Genomic DNA, 16,587 nt, shown 5'->3' with positions numbered 1-16,587 from the left:
GGCAATAACAAGGGGATGACTCGCAAAATTCCTGAGCCTAAGCTCGGGCCAAGGAGACACCGATGCGCCGCACCCTGACCATCCTGATCGCGCTTTCCCTGGCCGGCTGCAGCGGCGGTGGCGGGAGCGGTTCCGTCTCGGGCGGCGGGGGCGGATCGACCGGGGTAACGCCCACCCCGACGCCGACCACCGCGGCAGGCTGCACCCTGCGCGAGCGCCAGACCTGGGCCGCCGCGCAGCTCAACGAATGGTATCTCTTCCCCGAGACGCTGCCGGCCAGCCTCGACCCGGCGCCCTATTCGACCGTCGAAGCCTATGTCGACGCGCTCACCGCCACCGCACGCGCCCAGGGCCGCGACCGCTACTTCACCTATGTCACCTCGATCGCCGAGGAGAATGCCTATTATAATTCCGGCTCGAGCGCGGGCTTCGGCTTCCGCCTCTATCTGAACGGCAACCGGCTTTATTCGGCCGAGACCTTCGAGGGCACCAGCGCGCTGGCCGCCGGGATCGACCGCGGCACCGAGATCCAGGCGATCGGCACCACCACCGGCAACCTGCAGAACGTCAGCGACATCCTCGCCGCGGGCGGCACCGACGCGCTGACCAATGCGCTCGGCCCCAGCACCGCCGGCACCAGCCGGGTGATGCGGGTGAGCGACGCGGCGGCGGGCACTCGCGTGGTGACGATCTCCAAGACCGACTATACCCTCACCCCGGTCTCGTCGCGCTACGGTGCCAAGATCATCGACGATGGCGGCCACCGCGTCGGCTATGTCAACCTGCGCACCTTCATCAACACCGCCGATTCGCCGCTGCGCGCCGCCTTCGCCCAGTTCAAGGCGGCGGGGGTGACCGAGGTGATCATCGACCTGCGCTACAATGGCGGCGGCCTGGTCTCGATCGCCGAGCTGATGGGCGACCTGCTCGGGGCCAATCGCAGCACCTCGGACGTGTTCGACTACATGACCTTCCGCCCGAGCAAGTCGTCGCAGAACACCACCGCCTATTTCGCGCCCCAGACCCAGTCGATCGCGCCGACCCGCATCGCGTTCATCGGCACCTCCAGCACCGCCTCGGCCAGCGAGCTCGTCGCCGCGGGCATGCTGCCCTATCTCGGCACCAACATGGCGCTGGTCGGCACCAACACCTATGGCAAGCCGGTCGGCCAGATCGCGCTCGACAAGGCCGCCTGCGACGACCGCTTCCGCGTCATCGCCTTCGCCCTGGAGAATCGCGACCATCAGGGCGCCTATTTCTCCGGCCTGGCCGGCACGGTGAAGGCAAGCTGCCGCGCATCGGACGACATCGCCTATCAGCTGGGCGACCCGCGCGAGGCATCGACCCGCGCCGCGCTCGACTTCATCCAGGGCAAGAGCTGCACCGCGATCAGCGCGGTCACCGCCACCGCCGCAGCGCGCAGCCTGAACGAGACCGGCGCCGCCACGCCCGGCAACGAGCTGCTCACTCCGGCAAAGCCGAGCGTCCCGCAGCGCGACGTGCCGGGCATGTTCTGACCCGTTTTTGCGGCGCGCGGCATAGGCGCGGGCGCCTGCAGTTGCTATCTTGCCCTCCGGACGATGGAGGAAATGATGAAGTCGCTGTTCGGCCGGTTGTTCGGCAAGCGCGCGCCCGAGACGGAAACCGAGGCTGCACTGGCGCCCCCGGCGACGCCGATCGAGGAAAAGGCCGAATGGGTGCGCGACCAGATCCGCCGCGACGTGGCGAGCGGCTTCTATGACGAGGACGCGATCCTGACCAACGCGGCCGACGCCTTTGCCGACGACCTGACCCCCGACGAGCTCCGCCCGATGGCCCAGAAGGCGCTGCGCGAGGCGCTGGCCGAGCAGCGCTACGCCGAGCGCCAATGGCCCGAGGAGACCGATTGCGACCGGCTCGACGCCGCCTTCGCCGCGCTGGAGGAGAGCGGCGTGATCGCCCGCCAGAACTTCAGCTGCTGCGGCAATTGCGGCGCGACCGAGATCTGGGACGAGGTCCGCGCGGTCGAGGAGGCCGGCGCCCCGGCGCATGGCTATGCATTCTACCACATGCAGGACACCGAGGGCGCCGTGGACGGCGGCGGGCTCTACCTCAACTACGGCGCCTGTGACGAAGGCGAGGACGCCGCGCTGGCCGTGGCCCACGAGATCGTCGCGGAGCTCGAGGCACATGGCCTGGAGACGCACTGGGACGGCAGCTGGGACAAGCGCATCGGCGTGACGCTCAACTGGAAGCGGCGCCGGGGGCTCTGAGCCGGCCCGGCGCCGGGGTCAAAGTACACGAAGTACACGCCAAAAGCATGTTTTCGCCGACTCAGTCGTCGTCGAACTCCGCATCGAACGGGGGCTTGCCGCGCAGCCGGGCAAGCTCGGCATCGATCCGCGCGTCGATCGCAGCCTGCTCCGCCCGGACCGCTTCGTCCTGCTCGTCCTCGGACTTCTCGTAGAGCCAGTGCGGCAGCTTGCCGTCGGCGAGATCGGCGATCTCGATGGCATCTTCCAGCGCCTCGGGCGAGAGCAGCGCGGCGGGATCCATGGGAGCCACCGGCGACAGCGCGGCGAGCGCCGCCGCGAGCGGCATGCCGGGCCCGGGCTGCACGACACCGGGTGGCAGTGCCTCGCGATGGGCATGGGCATAGCGCTCGGGCAGATGCGCGCGCAGCAGGAACATCAGCAGCCGGTCGTTCAGGCGCATGCGGCGGCCGACCCGGCGGCCTTCCTTGTCGAACACCGGCTCGTCGCTGCCGTGGATCGCGCGGTCGAAGGCGACATCGGCAAGATGCAGCGCCGCCTGATGGAGCGCGATGTTCCAGGCGCGGGCGAAATTCTCCCCACCCGGCGAGCGGCGCAGCTTGTAGGCGCTGCTGACCGACATGCCGACCGCCTGCGCCGCCTCGGTCACCGAACCGCGATCGGCAAGCGCCTCGATGAAGCTGCGCTGGCGCTCAGGCGACCAGCCATCGTGGCGATGCTTCCGCCGGACCGGGACCCATTCATAGTCGTCCGGGTCATGGCCATGCGCGTCGAGCAAGGCCGGCGGCGGCGCCGCGGCAGATGCCGTGGCGGGAGGGTGGAAGGGATCGATCCCTGCGGATAGCGCGGGATCGAATGCGATACGATGGTCCTGCTGTTCCATCCACAAGCTTGGATCAGACGAAACCCTATTGTGCCAGTGCTGTAGGATCGTTTGCCGGCACCTGTTGCACAAAGGCATCCATCAGCCGGGCGGAAGCCGGTGCGGCCCCCGGGCGGCGCGGAGGATCGGCGGCACCGAGAGCAGGATCGCCGCGACCATCCCGCCGATCGCGATCAGCCCGATCGGCGTGGCGCGCGCCTCGGCCTCGAGCACGACGCGCTCCCCTATCCGGATGCTGGCGCGGGCGGTCTGGGGCGTGGCGAGGGGATGGGGCTCGGGAGCCGCTTCCTGGGTGAGGCGCGGCGGCGGCGACGGACCGTCAGGCCGGGGCATCGGCGGACCGGGTGCGATCGGCGTGGAGCAGCCAGGCCAGCACCGCCGCCATGATCAGCAGCGCCGACACGTCGCCCGGGATGTGCCCCATGTGCATGGGCTGGGCGAAGGACTGGGCGCCCATGATCAGCCCATGGACGAGGCTCGACCAGATGGCGAAGAGGATCAGCGACCGGTGCGCCTGCGGATCGGCGGCGGCGCGGATCAGGAAGATGCCGAGCGTCGCATAGACCCCGACGATCATCAGGAAATAGTTGGACGCGGCCGGCGCCCCCTCATGCCAGGCCCAGCCCGAAGGCCAGACGATCGCGAGCGGATAGACGAGGCAGCAGGTTATACCGAACAGGATGAGCGCGGCCTGCAGCAGCTTGTGCGTGTTCATGGCGGATCCCCCGGGGCGGATGGCGGGAGGATATAGCTGCGGGGGCTTGCAGGCAAATCGGGGCGGCGGGTCAGGGCTGGCGGTGCTCGATCAGGTCCCATCGATTGCCGTAAAGGTCCTCGAACACCGCGACCTTGCCATAAGGTTGGTCGGTGGGCGGGCGGACGAAATGGACGCCGGCCTTGGTGTAGGCGGCGAAACCCTTCTTAAAGAGGAAGCATAGAATAAAGTTATCCTCTATAACATTACGTATCTAGTTTTTCAATATCCTTATTCTAAATGCTTTTATCATATCACCCGCTTTGACATCAGCGAAAGATTTCTTCGCAGAGACCTCTACTGGAACCAGCTCAGCAAGAGTTTGATCTATTTCTAGTCCCCCGAATTCTTCAGAAGCAAGTATGCCTCCTGTGGGAGCCAGAGGTTCCATGCGCGCGGCGCGATTAACTACCTCGCCATCAATATCCCTTCGGCCGGTAGCCGGGTTAAAATTTGTGCGCACCTCCCCCCATGCCATACCGATCCTGACACTCATGCGGTCAACCTCTAAATGCCGCACGAACCGCATCGCACTTTCAATAGCATGGTTAGGATCTGAGAACGTCGCTACGATCGCGTCTCCCCACATATTAATTTCTGACGCCTCTCTACTGTTGAGAAGAGTAGGAACCATGCTTCGAAGCATATCCAGAAGCCCTTCACGACGAACCTTGTCGAGAAGGGAGAATCCAGAGACATCTAAAAACATAACAACTTTTAGATTCACATCTATCTTCATAAGAGATTTTGAAGTTTCACGAAGGTGCTCAAGATATTCTATCCTAAGTTCGTTAAGCTCATTCTGAATATCAGAGCTTCTTTTGCTTTCATGTAAGAACTTTGTATTTGTTACAGCCAACTGCGCCAGGACAATCGAAAGCTCATCTCGAATTTCTTGATACTTATTTACAACTTCCTGATATTTTTGGCCAGTTTCGCTATTATATTCCGGGCCATATATTTTCTGAGCGGAAAAAACGGCTGTCACATTCTTCTTATCTAACATCTCTGAATGCGCGGTTATTTTACATTCGTATTTGAAGTCCAGATCAGGAAACCTCTCCTTGAGCAACATAGACATTGTGTGATAAAGAACCTCATCAAATTCGCTTGCGGATGGCATGCGAACTTTAATTAGAATTCTGTCGTCTACGCTCTCCCAGATAATATCATCACAAAGTTCTGTGCATTCATCACATATGAAAACAGTAGGGCCAGCGATTAGCTTACTAACCTCATGCTGACTCTTCCCACAGAATGAACAATATAGCGTCTTTTTACTATCAGCCACTTCAGATGTTTTTGAGCTAGCCACAACCCCTCCCAGTAACGTGGTCTTCCACCGAAGAATCTTACGAAATTGGTTGATTAGATTGTAGCCGAAGTCAATCATACATTTTAGAATTCGGGATCGCCGTGCTATTACTGGGCGTTTGTACTACCAAACCTCCACCACCGCCTCGAACGGTTCCCCGCCCCGGCTGTGCTGGCCGATATAACGGATGCGCGCGGGGATGATGCTGGTGCCCTTGTACTCCATCTGCACGTCGAGGCTGTCGATCAGGTCCTCCTCGGCGAAGCGGCGGAGGGTACCGATCAGGAGCTGGCGGGCCTCCTCGACCTCGGGCGGGACGTAGAGGAGGTTGCGCTTGTAGTCCGGCCCGCCCAGCTCGGCGGGGAAGGCGCGGATCCGTACCAGTCGGCCCTGGCGGACCAGCCTCTGCGCTGCCGCCTTGCCGGTGACTTGCGAGAAGTCGGGGCCGTTGACCACGCCTTGCGCCTCCTGCGCCGTAGCCTCGGGCGCGAGGCTCAGCGTGCCGAACAGCAGCAGCGCGCCGGCCAGTCCCTGCCATGCCTGCACCATCGCCCCCTCCCCTCACTGCCTGCGCGCGAGGGTATCGGGGTTCGGCTCGGCTTTGGACGCAAGCTTGTCCGTTTCGGACATGACTCCGGCGCGCGGGACCTGCCTCAGGCCCTGGTGAACTCCATCACCCAGTTGGTCTCCCAGCTCTCGCCGCCATCGGCCGACAGCGCCTGCTCCCAGCGCGGCGCATCGCCCTGCGTGTCGAGCCAGAGGAAGCGCAGGCGGACCGCGCGCCCCTCATGCGTGTCGTCGGCGTAGAAGGTGCCGATGCCCTGCTCGAACCGGCCGGTCACCGGCGTGTCGAGCGCATGAGGATTGCGCGCGTCGAGCCACCAGATCGCCCAGGTGCCGGCTTCCGGATCATAGGAGCGCAGCGCCACGGCGCGATAGTCGCCGGCGGGCAGATGGAGGAGATTGTCCTCGACATTGCCGTTACCGCCAAGCAGCGGGCGCTGCTCGCTGGTGCCGAGGAAGGTCTCCCATTCAGTGCAGCCGGCGAGGCGGGACTTGAGGCGGCGGTGCCGCACCTGCCAGCGACCCTGCTGGAAATCGAAATCGGTGCAATGATCGGTCATGCGGCAGGCTCCGGCGTGTTCGGGCCGATGTTGCCATAATGTTCCAGCGGGTCAAGCCGCCCGCCGCTACCGGATTATCCGGCCCGTCAGTTTGCCGGCGCCGGGGCCGGCGGTACCGAAGTCGCCTTGTCGCGCGAACGGGCCTCGGCGATGGCGCTGGCCGCGAGCGCGCGCATGTCGTCGGACTTGGGATAGGCGCGCCAATCGTCGCAGGCGGCGTCCGCGGCCTTGTAGCCGGCTTCCTGATATTTGCGGAGCTCCCAGCGCAGGGCATGGGCCTTTTTCTGCTCCGGGGTCTCGCCCGCGGCGCAATCGACCGACTCGCCCAGCTCCGGATCGCCGCAATCGACCGGCCCCTCGGCCATCGCCGCGATCATCAGCAGCGGATAGACCTTCGCCACGCGCGCGCATTCGGCGCGCAGGTCGTCGTCGATCGGCGGGAAGGCGGGATTGGCGGCAGCAAGGGCCAGGGCAAGCAGGGGCATCGTTCCTCCGCACGGCGTTTCGCCTGCGAAGGAACGATGCCCGGCCTGTCCGAGTCAAGCCACGCGGCTCAATCGTGCTCGCGGTCGCCCTGGCCCATGTAGAGCTCGCGGCCGGTCTCGTGGTAGAGCTTCGACATCGCCTCCATGCCGGCTTCGGCGTCTTCCGCTGCAAGGAAGCCCTCGACCGGCGCGTTCTGCTTGGCGGCGAAGTCGCGGACTTCCTGGGTGATCTTCATCGAGCAGAACTTGGGCCCGCACATCGAGCAGAAATGCGCGGTCTTGGCGCCTTCGGCCGGCAGGGTCTGGTCGTGATACTTCTCGGCCGTGTCGGGATCGAGCGACAGGTTGAACTGGTCGCGCCAGCGGAACTCGAACCTTGCACGGGACAGCGCATCGTCGCGGACCTTGGCAGCGGGGTGCCCCTTGGCGAGATCAGCGGCATGGGCGGCGAGCTTGTAGGTGACTACGCCGACCTTGACGTCGTCGCGGTCGGGGAGCCCGAGATGCTCCTTGGGCGTGACGTAGCAGAGCATCGCGGTGCCGTACCAGCCGATCATCGCGGCGCCGATGCCCGAGGTGATATGGTCATAGCCCGGCGCGATGTCGGTGGTGAGCGGCCCGAGCGTGTAGAAGGGTGCCTCGCCGCACGCTTCGAGCTGCTTGTCCATATTCTCCTTGATCTTGTGCATCGGCACATGGCCGGGGCCCTCGATCATCACCTGGACGTCCTGCGCCCAGGCGCGGTGGGTCAGCTCGCCCAAAGTGTAGAGCTCGGCGAACTGGGCTTCGTCGTTTGCGTCGGCGATCGAGCCGGGGCGCAGGCCGTCGCCGAGCGAATAGGCGATGTCATAGGCCTTCATGATCTCGGTGATCTCGTCGAACTTCTCGTAGAGGAAGCTCTCCTTGTGGTGCGCGAGGCACCATTTCGCCATGATCGAGCCGCCGCGCGAGACGATGCCGGTGACGCGCTTGGCGGTGAGCGGCACATAGGGCAGGCGGACGCCAGCATGGATGGTGAAGTAATCCACGCCCTGCTCGGCCTGCTCGATCAGCGTGTCGCGGAAGATCTCCCAGGTCAGGTCCTCGGCGATGCCGCCGACCTTCTCGAGCGCCTGGTAGATCGGCACGGTGCCGACCGGCACGGGCGCGTTGCGCATGATCCATTCGCGGGTGTCGTGGATGTTGCGGCCCGTCGACAGATCCATGATCGTGTCGGCGCCCCAGCGGATCGCCCAGACCATCTTGTCGACTTCCTGCGCCACGTTCGAGGCGACGGCGGAGTTGCCGATATTGGCGTTGATCTTGACCAGGAAGTTGCGGCCGATCGCCATCGGCTCCGATTCCGGATGGTTGATGTTGTTCGGGATGATCGCGCGGCCGCGCGCGACTTCCTCGCGGACGAATTCGGGCGTGACATAGTCGGGGATCGACGCGCCGAAGCTGTTGCCGTCGCGGACATATTCGGCGAGACGGGCGCGGCCGAGATTCTCGCGCTCGGCGACATATTCCATCTCGGGCGTGATGATGCCGCGCTTGGCGTAGTACATCTGCGAGACATTGGCGCCCGGCTTGGCGCGCAGCACCTTCTTGCGGACGTTGGGGAAGGGCTGGACGCCGCCCGAGCGATCGGGGCCGAGCTGGCCATTGTCCTCAGGGCGGACTTCGCGCTGGGTAACTTCCTCGACATCGCCGCGGGCGCGGATCCAGTCGCGGCGCAGCTCGGGCAGGCCGGCCATGATATCGATCCGGGCTTCGGGGTCGGTATAGGGACCGGAGGTGTCGTAGACGCGCACCGGCGCCTCGCCCGAGCCCGGCTCGAGATGGATCTCGCGCATCGCGACCTTCAGGGGGCCGACATGGATCTTCTTCGAGCCGCGGATCGCGCCGGTGGTGACGGCGAGTTCGGTCTTGGCAGGGATGTCGGCCATTCGTCACTTCTCCAAAGGGGAGAGGACGGTCCTGTGGTGGGGCCGCTCCCTCCCTACGCCGGTCTCAACCGGATCAGGTTCAGCGGGTCGGAAGCTGCTGCTTCCCTCTCAAGCGCACATCAGCGCTCCCCCGGGGATGACGGCGGTCTTAGGCGCTTGGGAAAGCGAGGTCCAGCGCTCAGAAGGTGAGCGCCAGCCCGGCCGCGCCGGTCCACTGGTTGCGGTCGCCAGCGATGCTGACCAGCGGGCTGTCGGCGAAGTCCTTGACCAGCTTGCGATAGGTGCCGCCGGCGACCAGCGACAGGCCCTTGGTCAGGTTGCCGGTGAGCGCATAGGCGAAATAGCCGCCAAAGGTAATGTCCTTCTGGCCGCCCTCGGGCCGGAACACGGGCAGCCCGCTGGCGAGGCTCTGCGCCGGGGTGACGCCGAAATAGGTGCGGGCATAGCGATCCTCGACGATCTCGGCCGAGGCCGAGAGGCTGACCATCGCCTTGGTGCTGAGCGGCGTCGAATAGGTGACCACCGGGTTCCAGATGCCGGCGCGGTGCACCCGGGTCACGTCCTTGCGATAGGATACGGTTACCGAGAGCTTGTCGAAATCGCTGGTGATCAGCCCGGTGCGGCCGATGCCGAAATAGCCGCCGACCTCAAGCGCGGAATCGACCTCGCCCAACGCGCGGACGCGGGGATCGCGGATGGAATCGCGGTTCGAGCGGTTCATGTTGTAGACCGCGACGGGGCCGAACTGGATGTCCCAGCCGGGGCCGGTCGCGTTGGGGATCACGTCGAGCTGGGCGCGGTTGCCGACCAGGGTGAAGCTCATCCCCGCCACCGTGCCATTGGCGACCGGGATTGGCGTCCAGCGATTGTGGCTCGAGCCTTCATAGTCGGGGAAATAGGCAGCGCCGACGCCGAGGGTGAGCCGCGCCGCGCCTTCGCTCGCCGCCTCGGCGACTTCGGCCGACTGCGGCGTGGACTGGGGCTCGGCCTGGTCCTGCGCCCAGGCGGGGGCAACGGCGAGAAGCGAGACGAGGAGTGCGCCGCAAAGTCGGATCATGAACTGGCCTTCAGGATGTTGCAGGCGCGAAACGCGGCCCGATCCCTGCAAGTTCCTATAAAAGGTAGCGAATCCGAACCTGTTGCATCTGGGCATCTGCGCCTAGGGTGAAGCGCGCATCCTTGTAGCGCGGCGGGCCGAAGCGGATCGCAGGGTTGCGCGAGAAGCCGAAACCCTCGCGCGGAATGCCGAGCACCGTATCGAGCTTCGCATTGCCATTGGCATCATGGATCGCGGCGATGGCATAGTCGCCGGGGGCCAGGCCTTCGAGGCGGATGCGGGGGTTGGCGGCCGGGAGCGTACGCTTCAGCGCACCCTTGCCCTCCCGGCAATCGGGAAAGTCGCTCGGGTCCTGCACCAGGCAGATCCGTACCACGCCCTTTGTCGAGCGCAGGCCGGTCAGCGCGATGTCGAGCGCACCGCCCTCATTCGGCGCGGGCGCGGCGGCGCCCAGCAGCAGCGTGGTTGCGATCGAAAGCGCCAAGGCCCTTGTCGGTGCCGCAGAGCCGGTCCCAGTGACGGAAATAGAGACCAAAATTGCATCCATATTGTTCGTGGTGCCGCTGATGATGGCTGGCGGTGATCAGCCAGGCGCCGAGCGGCCCCTGCCAGACGAAGCGCGGCCAGATCTCCCAGCCCATATGGTTGGTGACGCCCATCACGGTCATGATCGCGAGCACCAGCCCGAGCGCGCCGACATGGATGGGGACGAGGAAGACGAGCGCCGGGATCACCACCGCGCCGGTGATCGCTTCCAGCGGGTGGAAGCTCATCGCCGCCCAGGCGGTCGGCGGACGGCTGGCATGGTGGACGGCGTGCATGCGGCGGAACAGCGCGGGCCGGTGCATCCAGCGATGCGTCCAGTAGAACCAGGCGTCGTGCGCGAGCAGATAGAGCAGCACCGAGACGGGCAGGTACCAGAGCGGAAAGGCGTTGGCGTCGGCGTAGATCCGCGTCCAGCCATGGTTCTGCCAGCCCCAGGCGACCACGCCCGCCGGCACGCCGTAGATCGCGGCGCTGGCGAGGCTCCAACCGATCTCGCGGCGGATCTGGCTGTCGAGCCCGGCATAGAGGCCGGGGTGGCGCAGCTGGGTGGCAAGCGCGAAGCCGCCGCTCGCCAGCAGATAGCGCACGCCGACGATCAGCGTCATCGCCACCGCGGATAGGAGGATGGCGGGCAGCATCACAGACCGCCGACCAGCCCGCCCGGATCATAATCGAGCCCGTTGCCGATCGCCTCGATCGTCGGGAGCCCGGTGCCGGGAAGCCGGCTCCAGCGAACCTTCTCGGCATCGCTCTCGATCGAGCCATGGCCGGTCCGCACCTTGCGGGTGAGATAGTTGATGCTGAGCGACGAAGTCTCGCCGCTGTTGCGCTGGGTGTTCCGGACGTCGAAGCCGATCAGCCGCAGCGCATTCTCCCGCCAGCGCAGGGTGAAGACCGTGCTGCCCATGCCCCAGCCGCCAGCGCTCATGAACCGGCCGAGCGTGACCACGACATTGCCGCGCGCGATCGCCAGCCCGCCGCCGCTCACGCCCTCGCTGTCGAACCAGTCCTCGGCGCAGGCATTGTCGCGGCGCGGGACCAGGCTGTGGTTCTGGACAACGAGCCGGTAGCCGCCACCCGGCCGGGCCATTGCGACGCCGAGGATGCGCGGATTGGTGTCGAGCGTCTCGCCGCAGAAACCGCCCTTGTTCTCCAGCACATTGGCGGGGTCGGTCATGTGCATCGCGAAAGCGAGATCGGGCTTGCCGTCGCCGTCGAGGTCGCCGGTGGCGCTGCTCTCCAGCATCCATCCGGCGGGCACGAAGCCCTTTGCGCTCGTCGCCTCGGCCGCGAGCACCGGATAGCGAACCGGAGGGAGGCCGTCCTGCGGGGCGAGCAGCAGCAGGGAAAAGGGAAGCGCGAGCGTCATGCTTCGCTGCTTACTTCATTTTTCACGCGAAGGCGCGGCAGCGAAGAGAAGAAGGTTGGTTCGCGCAGAGGCGCAGAGAGCGCGGAGGAGTAATTGCGCGCGGCATGGCGTGACCTTTCTCTTCGGATGAGAAGTGGGCCGCTTCGCGGCGGGGTCCACCTCCTCTGACCTTTGCGCGAAAATCCGACACGAGACGCCCGGCAAATTCTGCCCAATTTTTAAGCACCCCTTCGCAACTGCACAAATTTTTACCTCTCCGTAACATTTGATTGCGCCGGAACCTCGCGGAATCGTGCGTTTCTTGCGTTTGGCACGCTGTTTGCGACGAGAGCCCCCGGGATAACCGCCAAACGAGGGGGCGAAATGAAGCTCATCATCGCCATCATAAAACCGTTCAAGCTGGACGAGGTCCGCGAGGCGCTCACGGGCGTCGGCGTCGCGGGCATGACCGTGTCGGAAGTGAAGGGATTCGGACGCCAGAAGGGCCAGACCGAGATCTATCGCGGCGCGGAATACAGCACCAACATGGTGCCCAAGATCAAGATCGAGGTCGTGGTGGGTGCCGATCTGGCCGACCGCGCCGTGGAAGCGATCCAGGCCGCCGCCAGCACCGGCGCGATCGGCGATGGCAAGATTTTCGTCCTCGATGTCGGCCAGGCCGTGCGCATCCGCACGGGCGAGACCGACGAGACGGCGCTGTAAGATGGGGGTCCAGATGAAACTAGCGATGAAGATTGCCGCGGGGGCGGGGCTCGGCGCCCTGTTCGCCGCGATGCCTGCCCTCGCGCAGGCGCCTGCCGCCCCGGTCGTGCCGACCGACGCGATGGTCAACAAGGGCGACGTCAGCTGGATGCTGGTCTCCTCGGCGCTGGTGCTGATGATGTCGGTGCCCGGCCTCGCGCTCTTCTATGGCGGCCTGGTCCGAACCAAGAACATGCTCTCGGTGCTGATGCAGGTGCTCACCATCGTCTGCGTCGCCGGCCTGCTCTGGGTGACCATCGGCTATTCGATGGCGTTCACCAATGGCGGCGCGCTCAACCTGTTCGTCGGCGGCTTCTCCAAGGTGCTGATGCAGGGCGTCGACGCCAACACCTTCGCCGCGACCTTCTCGAACGGCGTCTATCTGCCCGAGACGACCTTTGTCGTCTTCCAGATGACCTTCGCGATGATCACCCCGGCGCTGATCGTCGGCGCCTTCGCCGAGCGGGTGAAGTTCACCCCGCTGATCCTCTTCGTCGTGGCCTGGTCGATCCTGGTCTATTACCCGATGGCGCACATGGTCTGGTACTGGCCGGGCCCGGACTTCACCGCCAGCCTGCCCAAGGACCATGGCTATCTGTGGGGCCTGGGCGCGCTCGACTTCGCGGGCGGCACGGTGGTGCACATCAATGCGGGCATCGCCGGCCTGGTCGGCTGCCTCGTGATCGGCAAGCGCACCGGCTACAAGAACGAGCCGATGCCGCCGCACTCGCTGACCATGACCATGATCGGCGCCTCGCTGCTCTGGGTGGGCTGGTTCGGCTTCAACGCCGGCTCCAACCTCGAAGCCAACAAGTTCGCCTCGCTCGCCTTCATCAACACCATGGTCGCCACTGCGGCGGCGGGCGCGATGTGGGCGATCATCGAGCAGGTCGTCCACGGCAAGCCGTCGCTGCTCGGCGCAGCCTCGGGCGTGGTCGCCGGCCTGGTCGCGATCACCCCGGCCGCGGGCTTCGCCGCGCCGATGACCTCGGTCGTGCTCGGTGCGGTCGCCTCGGTCGTCTGCTTCTTCTTCGTCACCACGGTGAAGAACAAGCTCGGTTATGACGACACGCTCGACGTGTTCGGCGTGCACTGCATCGGCGGCATCATCGGCGCGATCGGCACCGCGGTCGTCGCCGACCCGACGCTGGGCGGCCAGGGCTTCATGGACTTCACCGTGATCCCGGCGGTTGCCGGCAAGTACGACATGGCGACGCAGCTGGTCACCCAGGCGACCGGCGTGGGCGTGACCCTGCTGCTCTCGGGCGGCGTGTCGCTGGTCCTGTTCCTGCTGCTCAAGTTCACCATCGGCATCCGCCCGAGCAAGGAAGTCGAGGTCGAAGGCCTGGACATCAATGCGCACGGCGAGCGCGCCTACAACTACTGACGAGATCGGGCGCCGCGCCTTCTCCTCTCCTGAGGGGCGGCGCCCAACCGAGGTTCCTCCTGCGGACGACTGGGCCGGTGGTTTAAGACCGCCGGCCCTTTTTTAGCGTTTGCGGGCCGGAGGCACGCGGACGCGTATCCCCGCGAAAGCGGGGATCTCGGGCAACGTGCATGCCGCTTCCGAGAAGATTCCCCCCTTACCCTTCCCACCGCCTTCGGCTGCGGGCCCCTTCCCTCTCCCACAAGGGGAGAGGGAGTTAAGCCAGATCTTCCTTGATGAACTGGGCGCAGCGTTCGCCGATCACGATGCTAGGGGCATTGGTGTTGCCGCCGACCAGCCGGGGCATGATCGAGGCGTCGGCGATGTAGAGCCCCTCGACGCCGCGGACCTTGAGCCGCGGGGTGACCACCGCGCCTTCGTCCGAGCCCATGCGGGCAGTGCCGACCGGATGGTAGATCGTGTCGGCGCGGGCGCGGATCAGGCGTTCGAGCGCGGCATCGTCATCGAGGTCGATCGGATAGCGGTCGCGGCCCTTGTACTGGGCGAGCTGGGGCGCCTCAAGCACGCGGTACATCGCCCGCGTACCCTTCTTGAGCAGCTCCAGGTCGCGCGGGTCGCCGAGGAAATCGGGGTCGATCAGCGGCGCCACGCGCGGATCGAGTGACTGGAGACGGACGGTGCCGCGGCTCTCGGGGCGCAGCACGCAGGCATGGCAGCTGAAGCCGTGGCCGGGCACCGCGGTGCGGCCATGATCCTCGACGATGGCGATCAGGAAATGGAGCTGGAGATCGGGCCGATCGAGCGAAGGATCGCTGCGCAGGAAGGCGCCGGCCTCGGCATAGGGGGTGGTCATCCGCCCCTTGCGGCTGACCATCCAGCGGCCGATCGAGCCGAGCGACTTGAGCGTGCCGGGCAGCGAACGGCCGAGGAAGAAGCTGCCCTGGGTCTCGAAGGCGGCGACATAGTCGACATGGTCCTGGAGGTTGCCGCCCACTGCGGGCCGGTCGATCCGCACCGACAGGCCCATCTCGCGCAGATGCTCGCCCGGGCCGATGCCTGAGAGCATCAGCAGCTGCGGGGTCTGGAAGGCGCCGGCGGCGAGGACCACGGCGCGGCGGGCGCGGATCTCGCGGGCCTGGCCGTCGCGCTGATAGGCGACGCCCCAGACGCGGCCCTCCTCGAACAGCACGCGCTCGACCATCGCATCGGTGATGATCTCGAGATTGTCGCGGCGATCGAGATAGGCGCGCGCCGCGGTCCAGCGCTCGCCATTCCTCTGCGTGACCTGGAACAGGCCGGCGCCCGACTGCTCGGCACCGTTGAAATCGTCGTTGCGCGGGATCTGGAGCTCGCCGCACGCATCGATGAACGCCTCGGAGCCGGGGTGCGCCCAGAGCTGGTCGCTGACCCAGAGCGGACCCTTGTCGCCATGATAGTCGCTGGCGCCGCGGACATTGTGCTCGGCCTTCCTGAACCAGGGCAGCATGTCGTCCCAGCCCCAGCCGGTGCAGCCGAGGTCGCGCCACTCGTCATAGTCGCGGTGGTGGCCGCGGACATAGAGCATCGCGTTGATCGCGCTGGACCCGCCCAGGCCGCGGCCGCGGGGCTGATAGCCGCGCCGGCCGTTCAATCCGCGCTGCGGCACGGTCTCGAACGCCCAGTTGGCGCCGGGGCGCTGGAACGGCATCATGCCGGGCATGCGGGTCTTGATGCTGGTGTTGCGGCCGCCCGCTTCCAGCACCGCCACGCTGTACCTGCCCCCTTCGCTCAGGCGGCCTGCGACGGCGCTCCCGCCCGATCCTCCACCGATGACGACGATGTCGGCTGCTTCCACGCATCCCCCCGCTGTTGCTGCTGCCGCGCCTCCCAGCGCGCCTTGATGGTCTCGGATGTATCGCGGCTGCCATCGTGGCTCCAGCCCGGCGGCGCGATCATGTAGCCAATTCGGGACTTCATGTCCGGCGCGGCCCACACGTCCCTGGCGATGCCGATCCATTCGTGGAACGCGGCCCACAGGACGTTGAAGCTGCCCAGGTCCTTGACGATGCCGTAGCGCGGCCTCTCGTCGTCGCGCTCGGGTTCATAGGTGCCGAGCATGCGATCCCAGACGATGAAGACCCCGGCATAATTCTTGTCGAGATAGCGCGGGTTGGTCGCGTGGTGGACGCGGTGGTGCGAAGGCGTGTTCATCACCGCCTCGAACCAGCGCGGCATGCGGCCGACCGTCTCGGTATGGATCCAGAACTGGTAGATCAGGTTCAGCCCCGCGACGAAGAAGATCATCGCCGGGTGGAAGCCGATCAGGAACAGCGGCAGGCGGAACACGAAGCTCACGCTCACGAAACCGGTCCAGGTCTGCCGGAGCGCCGTGGTCAGGTTGTAGTGCTGGCTCGAATGGTGGATGACATGGCTCGCCCAGAACCAGCGGACGCGGTGGGCGGCGCGGTGGAAGAGATAATAGGCGAAATCGTCGAGCACGAAGGCGAGGACGAACCAGTACCAGGCGAAGCCGATCGTGAAGATGCGGAACTGGTAGAGCCAGGTCGCCAGCGCATAGACCAGGCCGGTGGTGAGCAAGCCGGCCACGGTGCTGCCGAGCCCCAGCGCGAGGCTGGTCAGCGTGTCCCTGGGGCAGAAGCGGCGGCGATCGCGGATGCGCGCGATCAGCATCTCCGCCAGGATCAGCACGACGAATCCGGGAATAGCGTAGGTCACCGGATCGGGAAGAAGAGGCACCACGGGCATA

At 65.7% G+C, this 16,587-nt stretch carries 19 protein-coding genes, 1 pseudogene and 1 riboswitch; of the genes and pseudogenes, 4 read left to right on the top strand and 16 right to left on the bottom strand.

Features of this window, described 5'->3' with window-relative positions; genetic code table 11:
* Positions 1-62: 62 nt before the first annotated feature.
* Together ACEN8G_RS20490 and ACEN8G_RS20485 are read left to right on the top strand one after the other, a co-directional pair.
* Entirely contained in the window at positions 63-1,517 is a 1,455-nt protein-coding gene (locus ACEN8G_RS20490; RefSeq protein WP_413413904.1) for a S41 family peptidase, read from the top strand.
* 75 nt (positions 1,518-1,592) lie between these two features.
* Positions 1,593-2,252: a DUF6891 domain-containing protein gene (locus ACEN8G_RS20485; protein ID WP_413413903.1), complete on the top strand. Its 660-nt coding sequence runs from the start codon at positions 1,593-1,595 to the stop codon at positions 2,250-2,252.
* A 61-nt stretch (positions 2,253-2,313) separates the two neighbouring features.
* Here the strand turns inward: ACEN8G_RS20485 and ACEN8G_RS20480 are convergent, their stop codons facing one another.
* The 14 genes and pseudogenes from ACEN8G_RS20480 to ACEN8G_RS20415 form a co-directional block, all read right to left on the bottom strand.
* On the bottom strand, positions 2,314-3,135 hold the full coding sequence (locus tag ACEN8G_RS20480) for a hypothetical protein (RefSeq protein WP_413413902.1): 822 nt from the start codon (positions 3,133-3,135) through the stop codon (positions 2,314-2,316).
* Positions 3,136-3,216: 81 nt separating this feature from the next.
* Positions 3,217-3,468, bottom strand: a complete 252-nt coding sequence (locus ACEN8G_RS20475; protein WP_413413901.1) for a hypothetical protein — start codon at positions 3,466-3,468, stop codon at positions 3,217-3,219.
* Entirely contained in the window at positions 3,455-3,850 is a 396-nt protein-coding gene (locus tag ACEN8G_RS20470) for a DUF6632 domain-containing protein (protein ID WP_413413899.1), read from the bottom strand. Before ACEN8G_RS20470 ends, ACEN8G_RS20475 begins: the two co-directional genes overlap by 14 nt.
* A gap of 70 nt (positions 3,851-3,920) precedes the next feature.
* On the bottom strand, positions 3,921-4,076 hold the full coding sequence (locus tag ACEN8G_RS20465; protein ID WP_413413939.1) for a VOC family protein: 156 nt from the start codon (positions 4,074-4,076) through the stop codon (positions 3,921-3,923).
* 27 nt (positions 4,077-4,103) lie between these two features.
* Entirely contained in the window at positions 4,104-4,895 is a 792-nt protein-coding gene (locus ACEN8G_RS20460; RefSeq protein WP_413413938.1) for an adenylate/guanylate cyclase domain-containing protein, read from the bottom strand.
* Between the two features lie 149 nt (positions 4,896-5,044).
* Positions 5,045-5,282: pseudogene (locus tag ACEN8G_RS20455) on the bottom strand (ClpX C4-type zinc finger protein); the annotation flags it as partial.
* Between the two features lie 45 nt (positions 5,283-5,327).
* A complete protein-coding gene (locus ACEN8G_RS20450) occupies positions 5,328-5,753 on the bottom strand; it encodes a hypothetical protein (RefSeq protein ID WP_413413898.1) in 426 nt (141 codons plus the stop codon).
* Positions 5,754-5,857: 104 nt separating this feature from the next.
* Positions 5,858-6,328, bottom strand: coding sequence for a DUF1579 domain-containing protein (locus ACEN8G_RS20445; protein ID WP_413413897.1), 471 nt, complete (start codon positions 6,326-6,328; stop codon positions 5,858-5,860).
* A gap of 86 nt (positions 6,329-6,414) precedes the next feature.
* Entirely contained in the window at positions 6,415-6,813 is a 399-nt protein-coding gene (locus tag ACEN8G_RS20440) for a hypothetical protein (protein WP_413413896.1), read from the bottom strand.
* 68 nt (positions 6,814-6,881) lie between these two features.
* A complete protein-coding gene (gene thiC / locus ACEN8G_RS20435) occupies positions 6,882-8,741 on the bottom strand; it encodes a phosphomethylpyrimidine synthase ThiC (protein ID WP_413413895.1) in 1,860 nt (619 codons plus the stop codon).
* Between the two features lie 46 nt (positions 8,742-8,787).
* A riboswitch (TPP riboswitch) is annotated at positions 8,788-8,878 on the bottom strand.
* Between the two features lie 41 nt (positions 8,879-8,919).
* Positions 8,920-9,798 (bottom strand): MipA/OmpV family protein, encoded by an 879-nt coding sequence (locus ACEN8G_RS20430; protein ID WP_413413894.1) that lies wholly within the window; start codon positions 9,796-9,798, stop codon positions 8,920-8,922.
* A 55-nt stretch (positions 9,799-9,853) separates the two neighbouring features.
* A complete protein-coding gene (locus ACEN8G_RS20425) occupies positions 9,854-10,282 on the bottom strand; it encodes a DUF2141 domain-containing protein (RefSeq protein WP_413413892.1) in 429 nt (142 codons plus the stop codon).
* The gene (locus ACEN8G_RS20420) at positions 10,224-10,982 is read right to left on the bottom strand and encodes a sterol desaturase family protein (protein WP_413413891.1); all 759 of its coding nucleotides are present in this window, start codon (positions 10,980-10,982) and stop codon (positions 10,224-10,226) included. Before ACEN8G_RS20420 ends, ACEN8G_RS20425 begins: the two co-directional genes overlap by 59 nt.
* On the bottom strand, positions 10,982-11,713 hold the full coding sequence (locus ACEN8G_RS20415; RefSeq protein WP_413413890.1) for a hypothetical protein: 732 nt from the start codon (positions 11,711-11,713) through the stop codon (positions 10,982-10,984). The genes ACEN8G_RS20420 and ACEN8G_RS20415 overlap by 1 nt, the downstream gene beginning before the upstream one ends.
* Positions 11,714-12,076: 363 nt before the next feature.
* On the opposite strand from ACEN8G_RS20415, the gene ACEN8G_RS20410 reads away from it, so the two are divergent.
* A complete protein-coding gene (locus ACEN8G_RS20410) occupies positions 12,077-12,415 on the top strand; it encodes a P-II family nitrogen regulator (RefSeq protein ID WP_086127851.1) in 339 nt (112 codons plus the stop codon).
* A gap of 13 nt (positions 12,416-12,428) precedes the next feature.
* Positions 12,429-13,841, top strand: coding sequence for an ammonium transporter (locus tag ACEN8G_RS20405; protein WP_413413889.1), 1,413 nt, complete (start codon positions 12,429-12,431; stop codon positions 13,839-13,841).
* 256 nt (positions 13,842-14,097) lie between these two features.
* Here ACEN8G_RS20405 and ACEN8G_RS20400 read toward each other — a convergent pair whose 3' ends face one another.
* The gene (locus ACEN8G_RS20400; protein WP_413413888.1) at positions 14,098-15,675 is read right to left on the bottom strand and encodes a GMC family oxidoreductase; all 1,578 of its coding nucleotides are present in this window, start codon (positions 15,673-15,675) and stop codon (positions 14,098-14,100) included.
* Positions 15,609-16,586, bottom strand: coding sequence for a sterol desaturase family protein (locus ACEN8G_RS20395; RefSeq protein ID WP_413413886.1), 978 nt, complete (start codon positions 16,584-16,586; stop codon positions 15,609-15,611). The genes ACEN8G_RS20400 and ACEN8G_RS20395 overlap by 67 nt, the downstream gene beginning before the upstream one ends.
* Position 16,587 lies beyond the last annotated feature (1 nt).

The sequence above is a fragment of the Sphingomonas sp. Sphisp66 genome (assembly GCF_047324325.1).
In the GTDB taxonomy this organism is placed as follows: domain Bacteria; phylum Pseudomonadota; class Alphaproteobacteria; order Sphingomonadales; family Sphingomonadaceae; genus Sphingomonas.
Note: the sequence above shows the minus strand (reverse complement) of the source record. Positions and strands in the feature narration are given on the sequence as shown.

Coding starts and splice junctions, on each gene's coding strand:
- ACEN8G_RS20490 (WP_413413904.1), top strand. CDS start 63: ATGCGCCGCACCCTGACCATCCTGATCGCGCTTTCCCTGGCCGGCTGC.
- ACEN8G_RS20485 (WP_413413903.1), top strand. CDS start 1,593: ATGAAGTCGCTGTTCGGCCGGTTGTTCGGCAAGCGCGCGCCCGAGACG.
- ACEN8G_RS20480 (WP_413413902.1), bottom strand. CDS start 3,135: ATGGAACAGCAGGACCATCGTATCGCATTCGATCCCGCGCTATCCGCA.
- ACEN8G_RS20475 (WP_413413901.1), bottom strand. CDS start 3,468: ATGCCCCGGCCTGACGGTCCGTCGCCGCCGCCGCGCCTCACCCAGGAA.
- ACEN8G_RS20470 (WP_413413899.1), bottom strand. CDS start 3,850: ATGAACACGCACAAGCTGCTGCAGGCCGCGCTCATCCTGTTCGGTATA.
- ACEN8G_RS20460 (WP_413413938.1), bottom strand. CDS start 4,895: ATGTTAGATAAGAAGAATGTGACAGCCGTTTTTTCCGCTCAGAAAATA.
- ACEN8G_RS20450 (WP_413413898.1), bottom strand. CDS start 5,753: ATGGTGCAGGCATGGCAGGGACTGGCCGGCGCGCTGCTGCTGTTCGGC.
- ACEN8G_RS20445 (WP_413413897.1), bottom strand. CDS start 6,328: ATGACCGATCATTGCACCGATTTCGATTTCCAGCAGGGTCGCTGGCAG.
- ACEN8G_RS20440 (WP_413413896.1), bottom strand. CDS start 6,813: ATGCCCCTGCTTGCCCTGGCCCTTGCTGCCGCCAATCCCGCCTTCCCG.
- thiC (WP_413413895.1), bottom strand. CDS start 8,741: ATGGCCGACATCCCTGCCAAGACCGAACTCGCCGTCACCACCGGCGCG.
- ACEN8G_RS20430 (WP_413413894.1), bottom strand. CDS start 9,798: ATGATCCGACTTTGCGGCGCACTCCTCGTCTCGCTTCTCGCCGTTGCC.
- ACEN8G_RS20420 (WP_413413891.1), bottom strand. CDS start 10,982: ATGCTGCCCGCCATCCTCCTATCCGCGGTGGCGATGACGCTGATCGTC.
- ACEN8G_RS20415 (WP_413413890.1), bottom strand. CDS start 11,713: ATGACGCTCGCGCTTCCCTTTTCCCTGCTGCTGCTCGCCCCGCAGGAC.
- ACEN8G_RS20410 (WP_086127851.1), top strand. CDS start 12,077: ATGAAGCTCATCATCGCCATCATAAAACCGTTCAAGCTGGACGAGGTC.
- ACEN8G_RS20405 (WP_413413889.1), top strand. CDS start 12,429: ATGAAACTAGCGATGAAGATTGCCGCGGGGGCGGGGCTCGGCGCCCTG.
- ACEN8G_RS20395 (WP_413413886.1), bottom strand. CDS start 16,586: ATGCCCGTGGTGCCTCTTCTTCCCGATCCGGTGACCTACGCTATTCCC.